Here is a 13,233-nt window from a genome sequence, read left to right as displayed (position 1 = left end):
GACATGTCCGCCTTCCTGCGCAGGACGGACGACGGCCAGGCGCGGCTCGATCTGCTGGTGACCGGCGCGCGCTGCGCCGGTTGCATTTCGAAGATCGAGCGCGAGATGGGGGCTCTTCCGGGTGTGGGGTCGGCGCGTCTGAACCTGTCCACCGGCCGCCTCTCGCTTGGGCTTGAGAATGCGGGCGTCGATCCGGGCCGCATCATCGCCGCCCTCGAGCGGCTCGGCTATCCGGCCACCCCGTACGACCCTGGCACCGCATTCGTGCAGCGGGACCGCGAGGGACGTCGGCTGATCCTCGCCCTGGCGGTCGCCGGCTTCGGCGCGATGAACGCCATGATGTTCTCCGTCCCGATCTGGGCCGGACTGTTCGATCAGGAACTCGGGCCCGCGACCCGTTCGATGATGATGTGGATGTCGGCCGCCGTCGGCGCGCCCTGCGCCATCTTCGCCGGGATGACCTTCTTCCAGTCGGCCTGGCGGTCGCTGCGGGCAGGGCGGGCGAACATGGACGTTCCGATCTCGATCGGGGTGATCCTGACGCTGGCGATCAGCTTCTCGGAGACCATCCTGAACGGTCGCGACGCCTATTTCGACGCCGCCGTCTCGCTGCTGTTCCTGCTGCTGATCGGGCGTTGGCTGGACCATGTCCTGCGGGCCAAGGCGCGCAGCGCCGCAGGCGATCTGCTGGCGCTCCAGGCCCCGGCGGTCTGCGTGATCGACTCGGCCTGCCGTGAGCGGTCCATCCCGCTTTCGGATGTCCAGCCCGGTGATGTCCTGCGCGTCCGGCCGGGCGACCGCATCCCGGTCGACGCCACCCTCGAGGCCGGCGAGGCCTTGCTCGACAACAGCCTGCTGACCGGCGAGAGCGCACCCGAACGGGTCGGTCCGGGCCAACTGTGCCGCGCGGGCGCGGTCAACACCTCGGGACTGCTGACGCTCAGGGCCCGCGCCCGATCCGAAGACTCGAGCCTCGCGGCCATCGCCCGCCTCGTGGACGCCGGGACCCAGTCCCGCTCGCGCTATGTCCGCCTCGCCGATCGTGCGGCGGCGCTCTACGTCCCCGTGGTCCATGCGGCCGCCCTGGCGACCTTCGCCGGCGGCTGGGCCCTCGGCCTCGACCCGCGTGAGGCGCTCATCCGCGCCGTCGCGGTGCTGATCGTAACCTGCCCCTGCGCCCTCGGACTGGCCGTTCCCGCGGTGCAGGTCGTCGCCTCGGCCCGGCTCTTCAGGCGGGGCGTCCTCGTCAAATCGGGCGCGGCGCTCGAACGGCTGGCCGAGATCGATCATGTCGTCTTCGACAAAACCGGCGTCCTGACCGAAGGCCGGCCCGCCCTGGTCGGGGCATCGCCGACGATCATCGCCCTCGCGGCGCCGCTGGCACGGACCTCCAGCCACCCGATGGCCCGCGCCGTCGCCCGTGCGGCAGGAGAGGGGCCTCTCGCCACCGAGGTCACCGAACACCCCGGGCTGGGGGTGGAGGGGCTGATCGACGGCCGCCGCGCCCGGCTGGGCCGCGCGGCATTCGTCGGTGTCCCGACCGAGCGCTCCGGCGAAACGGAACTCTGGTTCGGATTTGAAGGCGAGTCCAAGGTTCGGCTGCAGTTCTCGGACGTTCTGCGGCCCGACGCCGGGGAAACGATCGCGGCGCTCAAGGCGCGGGGCATGACCGTCAGTATCCTGTCCGGCGATCAGTCCGGCGCGGTCCGGTCCGTGGCCAAAACGCTCGGGGTCGACGACTGGCGTGCCGGCCTCCTGCCCGAGGAGAAATCCGGGGCGATCGACAGCCTCGCCGCTGCCGGGCGGAAGGTCCTGATGATCGGCGACGGGCTGAATGACGCCGCGGCCCTCGCGCGCGCCCATGCGGCGATCGCCCCCGGTACGGCGCTGGCGGCCAGCCAGAACGCCGCCGATCTCGTGCTCACCGGCGACGCCCTGATGGCGGTCGTTGAAGCCATCGATGTGGCGCGTTCCGCCCGCCATCGCGCACTCGAGAATTTCAGCTTTGCGGCGCTCTATAATCTGGTCGCTGCGCCCGCCGCCATGCTTGGTCTGGTGAACCCCTTCGTCGCCGCCCTGGCGATGTCCGGCTCTTCGCTGGTCGTGACGCTCAATGCGCTGCGTGTGAGGAACCGGCGATGAACATCATCTTCCTGCTGGCCCCCTTTTCCGTTGCCCTTGGTCTGCTGGCCGTCGGTGCCTTCGTCTGGACCCTGCGTGCGGGTCAGTACGAGGACATCAAGGGCGCGGCCGAGCGCATCCTGATCGACGACGAGGACCTTGATAGCCCCGGGACCAGGGCCCCGGACAGGATCACCACTGACTGACAAGGTATCCGGCGGGACCCATGTTACCGCCGGCTTTCTGCTGCGGGGCTCCAGGGAAGACAGTGTCATCCACGCGCGCCGGAGGGTGGGCGGCCTGAGAGCAGATGGCAGGCTGGTTGCGTCTGTGCTCGCCCCGCCCGTTTGGACGACGGTCAGAACGTCCGGCTTAGCGCGAAAGACAGCGAGCGCGGCCGCTGCGGGGTTTCGACATCCTCGACACCGACCAGGAATGGATTGCCATAGGCGAAGGTGTCGCCGTGCTGTCCGAGAACATTGTCGAGCCTCACGGTCGCGCGCCAGTCACCGAGTTCGACGCCCGCCGCCAGATCCGAGGTGAAATAACCGCCCATGGCCGCCGAAACACCGCCAGACGGTGTGAGGTCGGAGCGACCGACGTAGCCGAGGCTGCCGCTGATCCAGCCCGCCTCCCTCCAGATGACGAGATCACGGTGGATGGACAGGTTGCCGATGGCGTCTGGCACACCCGGCAGATGGCGGTCGTCGGGCAGGGGGAAGCCGGGATCCGGTTCCGATATCTCAGGGTCGTTCAACAGCAGATTGGCGTCGATCCGCCAGGGACCGTCCGACCAGACGCCTTCGGCCTCCAGTCCGAAATTGGTCCCGTCTCCGATATTGGCGGTGAACGGCAGACCGTCGTCCGCGACCCGGTCAGACTGGATGTTGCGCCAGTCGATAGCGAAGGCGGCCAGTCGGAGGCTCAGCCGGTCGTCCCAGCCGCGAATGCGGGCACCGGCCTCATAGCTCAGAAGCTCATCGGAGCGGAAAGCGCGCCGGGGCTGAGGGTCGCCCGCCGAGACGCCATAGCTCTGGCCGGGGCGTGCACCGGTATTGAAGCCGCCCGCCCGGTAGCCTTCACTCGCCTGGGCATAGATCAGGACGGTGTCGGTCAGATCGTATTCGATGACCAGTTTCGGCGCGAAGCCGCTGTCGCTTCGGTCTCCCTCGAACGCGTCCGAGATCACGCCGTGGGATCGGGCGGTCGCTTCCGTTTCAACGCCCAGCCGGAACAGCCGTGCGCCCGCCGTCACACGAAGCCGGTCCGTGAAGGCCCAGGCGGCTTCGCCGTAGAGGGCGGTCTCGTCCGTGTGGTCACGCCGGCCGGCGGCGTAGAGGATGTCCTGCGGATCGCGTTGGGTGATCACGCCGGTGCGGTCGTGGCTGTACTCTGTGGCAAAGGCACCGATCAGCCAGTTGAGCCGGCCACCGGAGGGCGAGGTCAGGGTCGCCTCGGTGATCAGGCCGTCGATCCGGTCGCTTTCGTCATAGGCGGTGGGCCCAATGCCGCCGAAACGGCCTGCGGCCACGGTCGCGTCATACCGCCGGTCCAGCCCATGGCTCTGCATGGCGGTGGTCAGCCTCAGCCGCCCCCACCCCAGATCGCCCGAAAGCGTCGCCGACAGACCGTCGAAATCGTTGCGGCTAGGTTCGCGCAGCGCAAGGGCGCGCCGGTCACCGCCGAGCCGGGAGAAGCCGTACTGGCTGTCGTCCGAGTTCAGGGTCTGGGCGATATAGCCGAGCCGGAGGTCCCATCCGGGCCGGATGTTCCACGCCAGACCCAGCCGCGCGCCCTCGCGCACGGTGTCGCCGGTGTTGACGATCCCCAGCGCAGGGTCGTCGATCGACCCCGCGACGACCTCGCTATAGGCGACCAGTCGGACGCCGAGGCGATCGCGGAGGATGGGCGCATTGAGCACCAGATCGACCGAGCGGCCCGTGCCGGCACCTTCGGTGGCGTTGAGGCCGGCGAAGACCTCGGTGCCATAGGTGCTCAGGTCGGGCGGCGTGGTCACCAGCTTGAGGATTCCGCCGATCGACCCTGCGCCATACAGCGTGCCCTGCGGCCCACGCAGCAGCTCGATGTGGGCGATATCCACCAGCCGCAGGTCAGGATCCGGGGCGTCATAGGTCAGTCGGGTGTCATCGAGATACTGACCGACCACCGCCTGGGTCTGCCCCGTCAGGGGGCTGTCGGCCAGGCCGCGCACGAACAGCTTGTTGCGACCGGGGCCAAGGTTGGTGACGGTCAGGCCGGCGACGCGGGACGCAAGATCCGCGGTGTCGCGCCGGGTCGCCTGATCGAAGACGGCGCCGTCGATCGCCGTCAGGGCATAGGGCGCTTCGGCGAGGGTGATGTCGCGCCGGGTCGCCGTGACAATGACCTCGTCCAGCACCTCGGGTCCCGGATCGCCGGATCCTGTCGGCCGGGGGACAGCGCGGGGGCGGGTGACCACGGGTCGCGCAGGCCGGGCGGCACGCTCGATCACATAGGCCCGGCCGTCGATCCGCCGCCAGGTGCAGCCGGTTCCGGCGAGCAGTCGCGTCAGGCCGGCTTCTGTCTCGAACCGTCCCCGCAATGCGCGCGAACGACCGCATGAAGCCGCCGCGCCGGATCCGATGGAGACGCCGGACTGGAGGCCGAAGGCGACGACCGCCTGGGGCAGGGGCTGGGACGGGATCGAAAAGACGGTCGGCTCAGCCGCGGCGGGTCCGCAAAGGCCCCAGATCAGGCCGACGCACGCCACACCTCGATACACGCGCCTGTCCCGATCCGATCAACCCGGACGCCTGTCTAGCCTAACCTGACCGTTCGCACGAGTGGCGGTGACGGGAAGGAAGGCTTCCAGCCGGGCGATGACGCGGCGCTCGTCATCCAGTTCCAGCACGCCCGTAAACCGCAGGTCAGCGGCGCTTGCGGAGACGACGACGGGCGTGCCGAACGCGCGGCCCAGATCCGTGGCGACCTCCGCCAGCGGCCGGTCCTGATAGGTCAGGCGGCCATGCCGCCATCCGTCAGCCGCGCCAGGATCGACCGAAGAGACCACGGCGGTGTCCGTCGCATCGTCGCGCGCCACGCTCTGGCCCACGGTCAGCCGCACGGCCCTCGACGGGGTTTGCAGGTCGGAGACCTGAACCACGCCCCGGCTGACGCTGACGCGCGTCGTGGTTTCGTCCCGGCGGATGTCGAACGCCGTACCGATCACCCGGACCTGACTCTCGCCGACATCGATGAGGAACGGACGGTCGCTGTCGTGGGCGACGTCGAAGGCCGCCTGCGCCTGATCCATCTTCACCTGGCGCACATCGCCGGTCAGTTGAACGGTCAGGCGCGAGCCGCCGTTCATCGCGATCCGGGTGCCGTCCTTCAGCACCACGTCCCGGGTTTCACCCGGTGCCGTCTGGTAGGTGACCACGCGCTGGTCCAGCGCCGGGCCGATCAGCAGAAGGCCGGCCGCCACCGCTGCGGCCAACGGCGCCGCCGCCAGCGCCCAGGGCCGCCAGGTGCGACGCGGCCCACGGCGGGCTCCAAGCTCAACCAGATTGTCGACCGGCCCGGCCTCGAGGCGAAGCCGGATCGCCTCGCGCTGGCTGCCCAGGGCCGACCAGAGACCTTCAGCTTCCTCATAGGCCGCGAGGTGCCGGGCATCCGCGGCCAGCCAGGCTTCCAGTCGAAGCCAGTCTGCCTCCGACACGTCATCGGCGTGCAGACGCGCGACCCAGGCGGCGGCCTGTTCGATCATCGGTTCGTCGGGGTGCGGCGGGTTCTGGGTCATGACGGTTCGTGGCGGCGGCGCAGGAGCCGCTTCGAGGGAGAGACGTCGCCGACGGCGCAGCCCCTCAAGAGAAAATGGCGGAATCCGGGCATCATGGCCAACCGACCTCCCGCAGCAGGTGCTTCAGGGTGGCGCTGACGTATTTTTCGACGGCGCTGCGGGACACGCCCATGGCCTCCGCCGTCTCCGCGTGGCTCAGCCCCTCCAGCTTGTGCAGGCGGAAGGCCTCACGCGTCTTCTCCGGAAGGCTTTCCAGCGCGACGATGACGCGCCCCAGCTTGAGCCGTGCCCAGACCGCGTCCTCTGCGGACGGCTGTTCCGTCACAACCTCGCCGCCCACGGTCCCCACCTGCGACTGCGCCCAGGCGTCGTCGCGCTGGCTGCCCCGCCGGCGGCTCCGGACCCGGTCGAGCATCAGGTTCGAGCCGAGCCGGTAGAGGAAGGCCGCCGGACTTCTGACCTCCGCCGCTGCCTCGGGGGCCATCGCTTCCAGCCGCAGCCAGATGTCCTGAACCACATCCTCGCCCTGGGCGTCCGACCCGGTTCTGAGTGCGAAGAAGCGCACGAGGGCGTCGCGCCGCTCGAGATAGATTTCCAACAGCGCCGCTTTCGCGTCCGGCTGCATCGCGGACGAACCTCTGACCTGACGGGCCCCTTGGGGCGGACCTGTTCCGGTTGTCGGCCGCGTCGCGTTTGGCGGCAACCGGCGCGGAGACGGGCGGCGAAAAAAAGTTCGGCTTCGATTGAGAGGGGAGCGCGTCCGCGACGTCTCACTGTCGAACACCTGTCGGGAAACGTCGCCTTGTCCTCTGCGTCTGTTGTGAGTCCTCCGTCCGAGCCCAAGGGCACGACCCGCCGGCCACGAGCCCTGTTGCCCTGCGTGATCCGCTTCGATGATCCCCACCAAGCCGAACGGCGGCGGGTCGAGGCGTTCATCGAGGACAGCTATGCGAGCGCCTACGGCAGCCGGATCACCGTCCACTATCCCACGCTGATGAGCGTTCAGGACGAGAGTGGCGAAATCTACGCCGTCGTCGGCTTCCGTAGCGCCGCTGAGGAGCCCCTCTTTCTCGAGCAGTACCTCGATGCCCCGGTTGAGAGCGCCCTGACGACCCTGCTCGGCGCGTCTGTCGGTCGAGGCGCGGTCGTCGAGATCGGCAACCTCGCCTCCAACGGACGCGGTGCCACGATCTTCCTGTTCGCGGCCCTGGCTCGTCACCTCCTCGCGTCCGGGGCGGAGTTTGCGGTCGCGACAGCCACGGACGCCTTGCGCGGGATCTTTCATCGCGCGGGGCTGGGATCACTCAAGCTGGCGACAGCCAATCCGGACCGCCTCGGCGATCACGGCCTCAGTTGGGGTGCCTATTACCAGGCCAATCCCGAGGTTCTGGCGGGTTCGATCCGCGCCGCCTGCGATCCCCTCGAACGGTTCGCCGACGAAACCGAGGTCGCGCGCGCGGTCCGGACCCGGCTTCATTTCCGGGGGCGTCCGTGAGCGCGGTGCTTGCCGCTGTCCGGCGGGCGGCCCGCGAGACGCCGCAACGGATTGTCGTGACCTCCGCCGGGGACGCCCTGAGCTGGGCCGACCTTGAGGCCCAGGTCGACCTGTTGGCGTCGAGGCTCACGGGTGATGACAGCCCCGTCGGTGTGGCACTCGACAACGGCCCGGACTGGGTGGTGGCCGATCTGGCCCTGATCGCGGCCGGCCGCGTGTCGGTGCCCATCCCGCCCTTCTTCACCGCGGAACAGCGGCAGCACGCCCTTGCTGACGCCGGAGCCGGCCTGCTGATCTCGGCCGGCGACGCCGGGGTGCGGCTCGATCCGACGGGTCTGCCGCGACGGCCGCTGCATCCCGGGACCGCCAAGATCACCTACACCTCGGGCTCGACCGGCCAGCCCAAGGGCGTGTGTCTGTCGCTGCAACAGATGGAGGCCGTCGCCCAAGCCCTGGTCGCGGTCCTCGGACGCGAGCGGGCCGGCGTACACATGGCCGTCCTGCCGCTGGCGGTGCTGCTTGAGAATGTCGCCGGCCTGTATCCCATCCTGCTGGCGGGAGGCCGCTATCACGCGCCCGGCCTGGCGGAGATCGGCTTCGCCAACCCCTTCCTGCCGGATGTCGGCCAGCTTCTGGCGGAGGTGGTCGCGAGCGAGGCGACCAGCCTCATTCTGGTCCCCGAGCTTCTCCGCGGTCTGGTCGCGGCCAAGATCATGTCCGGCGCGGCCACGCCCGCCCTTGATCTGGTGGCTGTCGGCGGTGCCCGCGTCTCGCCGGCCTTGCTGTCCGCCGCGGCCGACGCCGGGATCCCCGTCGTCGAGGGCTACGGTCTGAGTGAATGCGCGTCGGTCGTGGCGATGAACCGGCCCGGCGACGCCGCGCCCGGAACCGTCGGCCTGCCGCTGCCGCATCTCGATGTCAGCGTGGCGGATGATGGCGAGATCATCGTCGGGCCATCGCCTTTCCTCGGCTATGTCGGCGGCCCTTTCAACGACGGCCCGGTCAGGACCGGCGATCTCGGCTCCTTCGACGAGGCCGGCCGCCTGCGGATCGAGGGTCGCAAGTCGAACCTGATCATCACCGCCTTTGGCCGGAACATCTCGCCGGAATGGATCGAGAGCGAGCTGCTGGCTCACCCGGACATCCTGCAGGCCATGGTGTTCGGTGAGGCCCAGGCCGGTCTGGGGGCCCTGATCGTCCCGCTGCCCGGCCGAACCGAGGCGCAAATCAGGGACGCCGTGACCCGGATCAACGCGCGCCTGCCCGACTATGCCCACGTCATCCGGTGGCGCCTGACAGCGCCGTTCGATCCGCGCGCGGGCCAGGTGACCGCCAACGGCCGGCCCCGCCGCGCCACGCTGCTCAGCGCCTATGCCGATTTTGTCGCCGAACCCGATCCCATCCCTTCCACAGGACCCGCGATGTCATTCTTCGACCAGCTGGCGGCTGACACCGCGACCGAGCGCGCCGCCTTCGCGGCCGTCCCCCAGATCCGGGACGGCCTTCAGGGGCGCATCTCCCGCGAGACCTATGTCGCCTATCTGGCCCAGGCCTACCACCATGTCCGCCACACCGTTCCGCTGATGCAGGCGACCAAGGCCCGGTTGGGTGACAGTCATCAGGCCTACCGGCAGGTGCTCGACGACTATATCGCCGAGGAAACGGGTCACGAGCAGTGGATCCTGAACGACATCCGGGCCGCCGGCGGTGACCCCGACAGGACCGTGCAGGACGGCCCCAACGCCGCGACCGAAATGATGGTCGCCTATGCCTATGACTATGTGACCCGGGTCTCGCCGATGGGCTTCTTCGGTATGGTGTTCGTGCTGGAGAGCGTCAGCATCCAGCTGGCCAGCATAGGCGCGGATGCGGTCCGCGGCTCGCTGGGCCTGCCGCCGGCGGCCTTTACCTATCTGGTGTCGCACGGGGCCCTCGACCAGGACCACATCGCCTTCCTCAGGACCGTTCTGGACGGGGTGACGTCGGACCAGGACCGGGCGGCGATCACCCACATGGCACGGCGCATGTTCGGTCTCTTCGGGGACCTGTTCCGCTCAATCCCCCACTACGTCGAAGCCCCGGCCGCGCGGGAGCTGTCCCATGCGGTTTAAGGACAGGCGCGTGCTGCTGACGGGCGGGTCCGGCGTCATGGGACGTCTGATCGCGCGCGACATCCGCAAGGCAGGCGGACAGCTCACGATCGTCGATCTCAATCCGCCGGAAGATGGCGGCACCTTCATCGCCGGCGACCTGTCGACCGCCGCGGGCCTGGATGCGCTCTGCGCCCGGGTTGCCGCCGAGCCCTGGGACATTCTGATCAATCTGGCGGGCATCCAGCATTTCGGGCCGCTCGAGGCCCAGACCCCCGCGCATCTCCACGCCACCTATATGGTCAATCTGGTCGCGCCGGCGCGGCTGGCACAGGCCGTTCTGCCGGGCATGAAGGCGCGGGGCAGGGGACAGATCGCCAATGTCGGCTCGATCTTCGGCTCCATCAACTTCGCCCATTTCGCGACCTATTCCAGCTCCAAGGCGGGCCTTCGCGCGCTCAGCCAGGCGCTTCGCCGCGAACTGATCCAGACAGGGGTTGGCGTCACCTACGTCGCCCCACGCGCCGTGCGGACGCCCCTGAACAGTGACGCCGTCAATGCCTGGGCGAAGCTCACCGGGATGACGATGGACGAACCCGAAGCGATCGCCCGGCGCATCGTCCGCGCCATCCGCGACGGGCGCAAGGACGTCTACCTCGGCTTCCCCGAGGCGCTCTTCGTGCGCCTCAACGGCTTCGCGCCCGGTCTGATCGACGGTGCCCTGCGCGCCAATGACCTGAAGGCCCGGGCCCTGTTCACCCCCTCACAATCGCATTGAAGGAGACCGCCATGAAACGCCTGATCCTGGCCCTGGGCCTCACCTCGGTCCTGACGTTCGCCGCTGTCCAGCCAGCTCGCGCCGACGCGGTGGACGACCGTGTCGCCGTGCTTCAGCGAAGCTGGGACCACATCAATTACGAGGTTCCGCAGGGGACGCGGCTGGCCGAGATGGCCCGGCTGAACACCCAGGCGGATGCCGTCGTCGCCGCCTCTCCGGGGCGCGCCGAGCCCCTGATCTGGAGTGCCATCATCACTGCCTCCGAAGCCGGTCTGCGGGGCGGTCTGGGCGGGCTCGGCCTCGCGCGGGAAGCCCGAACCCTGCTGGAACGCGCCGAGGCGATCAATCCGCGGGCGCTCAACGGGGCCGCCCTCACCTCGCTGGGATCGCTTTATGCGCAGGTGCCCGGCGCGCCGATCGGCTTCGGCAATCGTACGCGGGCGCGCACCTATCTCCAGCGCGCCCTGACGATCGCCCCCAATGACGTCGACGCCAACTACTTCATGGGAGATCTGCTCAACCGTGAGCATGACTACGCGGGCGCAGCGCGCTCGCTGGAACGGGCGCTGGCAGCGCCGGCCCGCCCGGGCCGGGCGGCCGCCGACCGCGGCCGGAAGGCCGAGGCCCGTACCCTCCTCGCCCAGGTCAGGACTCACCTGTGACTGACTTGCTCGCCGAACCCGGAACGGCAGAGAAGGCTGTGATCGAGGCCGTGCTGCCAAACGACGTTCGGCCCGATCCCGGTGCCATCCAGCGCGTCCAGCGGATCCGCAAGGCGGTGCTGCTGGTCGCGATCCTCGCGGTCATCGGCCTGTCCCTGGTGACGGCCCCCGTCCTCACCGGGACGGCCACCCACGCGATCATCCTCGGTATCGGCGTGATGGTGCTTGTGGTGGCCATCGTCGGTCGCGCCTGGTGCTCGCTCTATATCGGCGGCCGCAAGAAGGCGGAGATCGTCGATCGGGGGCCGTATTCAGTCTCCCGGAACCCCCTCTATGTCTTCAGCTTCCTGGGTGCCTTCGGCATGGGCGCGCAGACCGGAAGCCTGACACTTGCTGGCCTGTTCACAGCCATCGCGATGACCGTGTTTTTCGCCACGGTGCGGCGGGAGGAAGCTTGGCTGACGGGGACGTTCGGCGAAGACTACCGACGCTATCACGACAGGACGCCGCGGTTCTGGCCGCGCTGGTCCGGCTGGCGTGACGAGCCTGCGCTGGTGATGGCACCCGAGTATTTCCTGACCACCCTGCGTGACAGTTCGGTGATGCTTCTGGCCATCCCCCTGTTCCGGGGGATTGCAGCCCTGCACGAATTCCATCTGCTGACGCCGGCCCTCCGGTTGCTCTGAGGCCGAGGGAAGGGGGCTCGCCACGGTGGCGTTCCGGGCCCTGAGGCCCGGCCGGCACCCTGGCCTGTCGTCAGAGGCCGTCACCCTTGCGCGGGTCCCTGAGCCAGGCGCCGAGGATGTCGTGCCGCATGGGCCCGCTCGACATCGAGATGCCGGGTGACGCTTCCGGGCCGCTGACCTCGCTCGGTGAATAGCCGTAGCGGGTCCGGAACAGCCGACTGAAGTGATTTGGGGAAGCGAAGCCGTAGTCGTGGGAAATTTCCGCGATCGTGGGGCTCGCCCCCCGGCGGCGGCGCAGGGCGCTCCGGGCCTGGTGCAGGCGGCGATCCTGGATGTACCGGTTGACCCCACCCTCGCCGTCGAAGGCTCGATAGAGCGTCGCGCGTGAGACGCCGCCGGCATGGGCGACGGCATCGATGTTGATGGGCAGGTCCAGGGCGTCGATGCGCCCCTCCACGTATTCGGCGGCGGCCCGGCGAACAGCGCCTTGCAGCGCTGCAAGCTCGGGTCCCCCGACCGAGACCCTGGCACCCGCAATATGGGACGCAACGAGCAAAAGCGCTTGCACTGCTGTCTCCAGTTCGGCCTCGCCGAGGTCATCAGCCAGGTCGAGCAAGGTGATCATCTGGGCCTGGATCAGTCGGACCCCGGGACTTTCTGGCGGGATGACGAGTCCATGAATGTCGGGTCTCAACAACACCAGCGGGACGATGTGGCGCGGGACCAGGACGGTCATGACGTCGACGGAATCAAAGCGGGAGGTGGATGGTCGGCTCATGTCACGGAACTGCAGGGCGCCAGGCTGGGCGTCCACCGGCCTGCCGTCGCAGTCCCCGATCAGGGCGGTGCGGTTGATGAATATGTTGAGACCGTCGACATCAGACCGCCGCAGCGTGGTGGGACCCCGGGCAAGTGTCTGGCGCACGGACCGGCCCTGGCCGATAGAGCCTGAGGGGGACAGCGTGGCCGTTGTGGTGTTGAAGAAGTTCCGACGATCTGTCTCGCTGACGTCCGCAACGTCATACAGGTCCGCTATTCCCGCGAGATAGCGCTCAAAGGCGTCGGGCAGTGTGCGGGTCGAAACATCCCAGGAAAGCGTACGCGAACTCGGCAACTCAAGAACCCTATACAACCGCCGGAATGTCGGACGGTCCTCACACGACTACAGGGGTTCGATTGGCCTAGTGCGCGTTGAATTGCCAACGAACTGCCAAGGAATACAAAATATTGCCTGTGAGTCTCAAGGGGTGAGACGGGCAGACAAGAACGGGGGTCGATGGCCTGTCTTTCAGGACAGGTCACAGAGACGGCGTTGCCGGCCAGGGCCGCGCGCTCGCCTCCACGGGCGGCCCTGGCCGGCGCTGAGGTGCGGAAAGCTAAGTGGTGTGATGGCGGGTCTGCCGCTGACGGATCGCACGTAATAGTTGATGATCCGGCGGCGTAACCAACTCGTCGCTCGTGCCGTGCCCGGCAAGCCTGCATGCCTGCGAGTCCGGGGGCAGGACGGGCCCTGCCGTTTGGCCCGATGATGCGCGCAAGGGATGGAGTGCCGTCCCACGGCCCAACAAACTCAACTATTTCCGGAACTTCGTCTGGCAACGCCGCTGATCGATCGGCTGTTTC

General features: G+C 68.7%; 11 protein-coding genes. 7 read left to right on the top strand and 4 right to left on the bottom strand.

Annotation, left to right across the window (positions count from 1 at the left end; translation table 11 throughout):
* Positions 1-3: 3 nt before the first annotated feature.
* A complete protein-coding gene (locus tag KB221_11835; protein WIY70918.1) occupies positions 4-2,142 on the top strand; it encodes a heavy metal translocating P-type ATPase in 2,139 nt (712 codons plus the stop codon).
* Positions 2,139-2,327, top strand: a complete 189-nt coding sequence (ccoS, locus tag KB221_11830) for a cbb3-type cytochrome oxidase assembly protein CcoS (protein ID WIY68769.1) — start codon at positions 2,139-2,141, stop codon at positions 2,325-2,327. The genes KB221_11835 and ccoS overlap by 4 nt, the downstream gene beginning before the upstream one ends.
* Before the next feature lie 152 nt (positions 2,328-2,479).
* On the opposite strand, the gene KB221_11825 is transcribed toward ccoS, so the two are convergent.
* The 3 genes from KB221_11825 to KB221_11815 all read right to left on the bottom strand — a co-directional run bounded on the left by KB221_11825 (position 2,480) and on the right by KB221_11815 (position 6,497).
* On the bottom strand, positions 2,480-4,882 hold the full coding sequence (locus tag KB221_11825) for a TonB-dependent receptor (protein ID WIY68768.1): 2,403 nt from the start codon (positions 4,880-4,882) through the stop codon (positions 2,480-2,482).
* Between the two features lie 18 nt (positions 4,883-4,900).
* The gene (locus tag KB221_11820) at positions 4,901-5,899 is read right to left on the bottom strand and encodes a FecR domain-containing protein (GenBank protein ID WIY68767.1); all 999 of its coding nucleotides are present in this window, start codon (positions 5,897-5,899) and stop codon (positions 4,901-4,903) included.
* A gap of 91 nt (positions 5,900-5,990) precedes the next feature.
* Positions 5,991-6,497 (bottom strand): RNA polymerase sigma factor, encoded by a 507-nt coding sequence (locus KB221_11815; GenBank protein ID WIY68766.1) that lies wholly within the window; start codon positions 6,495-6,497, stop codon positions 5,991-5,993.
* Between the two features lie 282 nt (positions 6,498-6,779).
* Between KB221_11815 and KB221_11810 the strand changes: the two genes are divergently transcribed.
* From KB221_11810 to KB221_11790, 5 genes are read left to right on the top strand one after another with little or no spacing between them, the layout of a single operon-like run.
* A complete protein-coding gene (locus KB221_11810) occupies positions 6,780-7,394 on the top strand; it encodes a thermostable hemolysin (GenBank protein ID WIY68765.1) in 615 nt (204 codons plus the stop codon).
* A complete protein-coding gene (locus KB221_11805; protein ID WIY68764.1) occupies positions 7,391-9,505 on the top strand; it encodes an AMP-binding protein in 2,115 nt (704 codons plus the stop codon). Before KB221_11810 ends, KB221_11805 begins: the two co-directional genes overlap by 4 nt.
* Positions 9,495-10,262: an SDR family NAD(P)-dependent oxidoreductase gene (locus tag KB221_11800; protein WIY68763.1), complete on the top strand. Its 768-nt coding sequence runs from the start codon at positions 9,495-9,497 to the stop codon at positions 10,260-10,262. Before KB221_11805 ends, KB221_11800 begins: the two co-directional genes overlap by 11 nt.
* Before the next feature lie 11 nt (positions 10,263-10,273).
* On the top strand, positions 10,274-10,924 hold the full coding sequence (locus KB221_11795) for a hypothetical protein (protein WIY68762.1): 651 nt from the start codon (positions 10,274-10,276) through the stop codon (positions 10,922-10,924).
* On the top strand, positions 10,921-11,610 hold the full coding sequence (locus KB221_11790; GenBank protein WIY68761.1) for an isoprenylcysteine carboxylmethyltransferase family protein: 690 nt from the start codon (positions 10,921-10,923) through the stop codon (positions 11,608-11,610). Before KB221_11795 ends, KB221_11790 begins: the two co-directional genes overlap by 4 nt.
* A 70-nt stretch (positions 11,611-11,680) precedes the next feature.
* On the opposite strand, the gene KB221_11785 is transcribed toward KB221_11790, so the two are convergent.
* Entirely contained in the window at positions 11,681-12,742 is a 1,062-nt protein-coding gene (locus KB221_11785; protein ID WIY68760.1) for a helix-turn-helix transcriptional regulator, read from the bottom strand.
* Positions 12,743-13,233: the final 491 nt, after the last annotated feature.

Origin of the sequence: Aquidulcibacter paucihalophilus, assembly GCA_030285985.1 — a bacterium.
Lineage (GTDB): Bacteria > Pseudomonadota > Alphaproteobacteria > Caulobacterales > Caulobacteraceae > Brevundimonas.
The sequence above is the reverse complement of the archived record's forward strand: the minus strand, read 5'-3'. Positions and strand labels throughout refer to the sequence as shown.

Bases quoted from the DNA above. Each gene is read 5' to 3' on its own strand.
- ccoS (WIY68769.1), top strand. From the start codon at position 2,139: ATGAACATCATCTTCCTGCTGGCCCCCTTTTCCGTTGCCCTTGGTCTG.
- KB221_11820 (WIY68767.1), bottom strand. From the start codon at position 5,899: ATGACCCAGAACCCGCCGCACCCCGACGAACCGATGATCGAACAGGCC.
- KB221_11795 (WIY68762.1), top strand. From the start codon at position 10,274: ATGAAACGCCTGATCCTGGCCCTGGGCCTCACCTCGGTCCTGACGTTC.
- KB221_11800 (WIY68763.1), top strand. From the start codon at position 9,495: ATGCGGTTTAAGGACAGGCGCGTGCTGCTGACGGGCGGGTCCGGCGTC.
- KB221_11835 (WIY70918.1), top strand. From the start codon at position 4: ATGTCCGCCTTCCTGCGCAGGACGGACGACGGCCAGGCGCGGCTCGAT.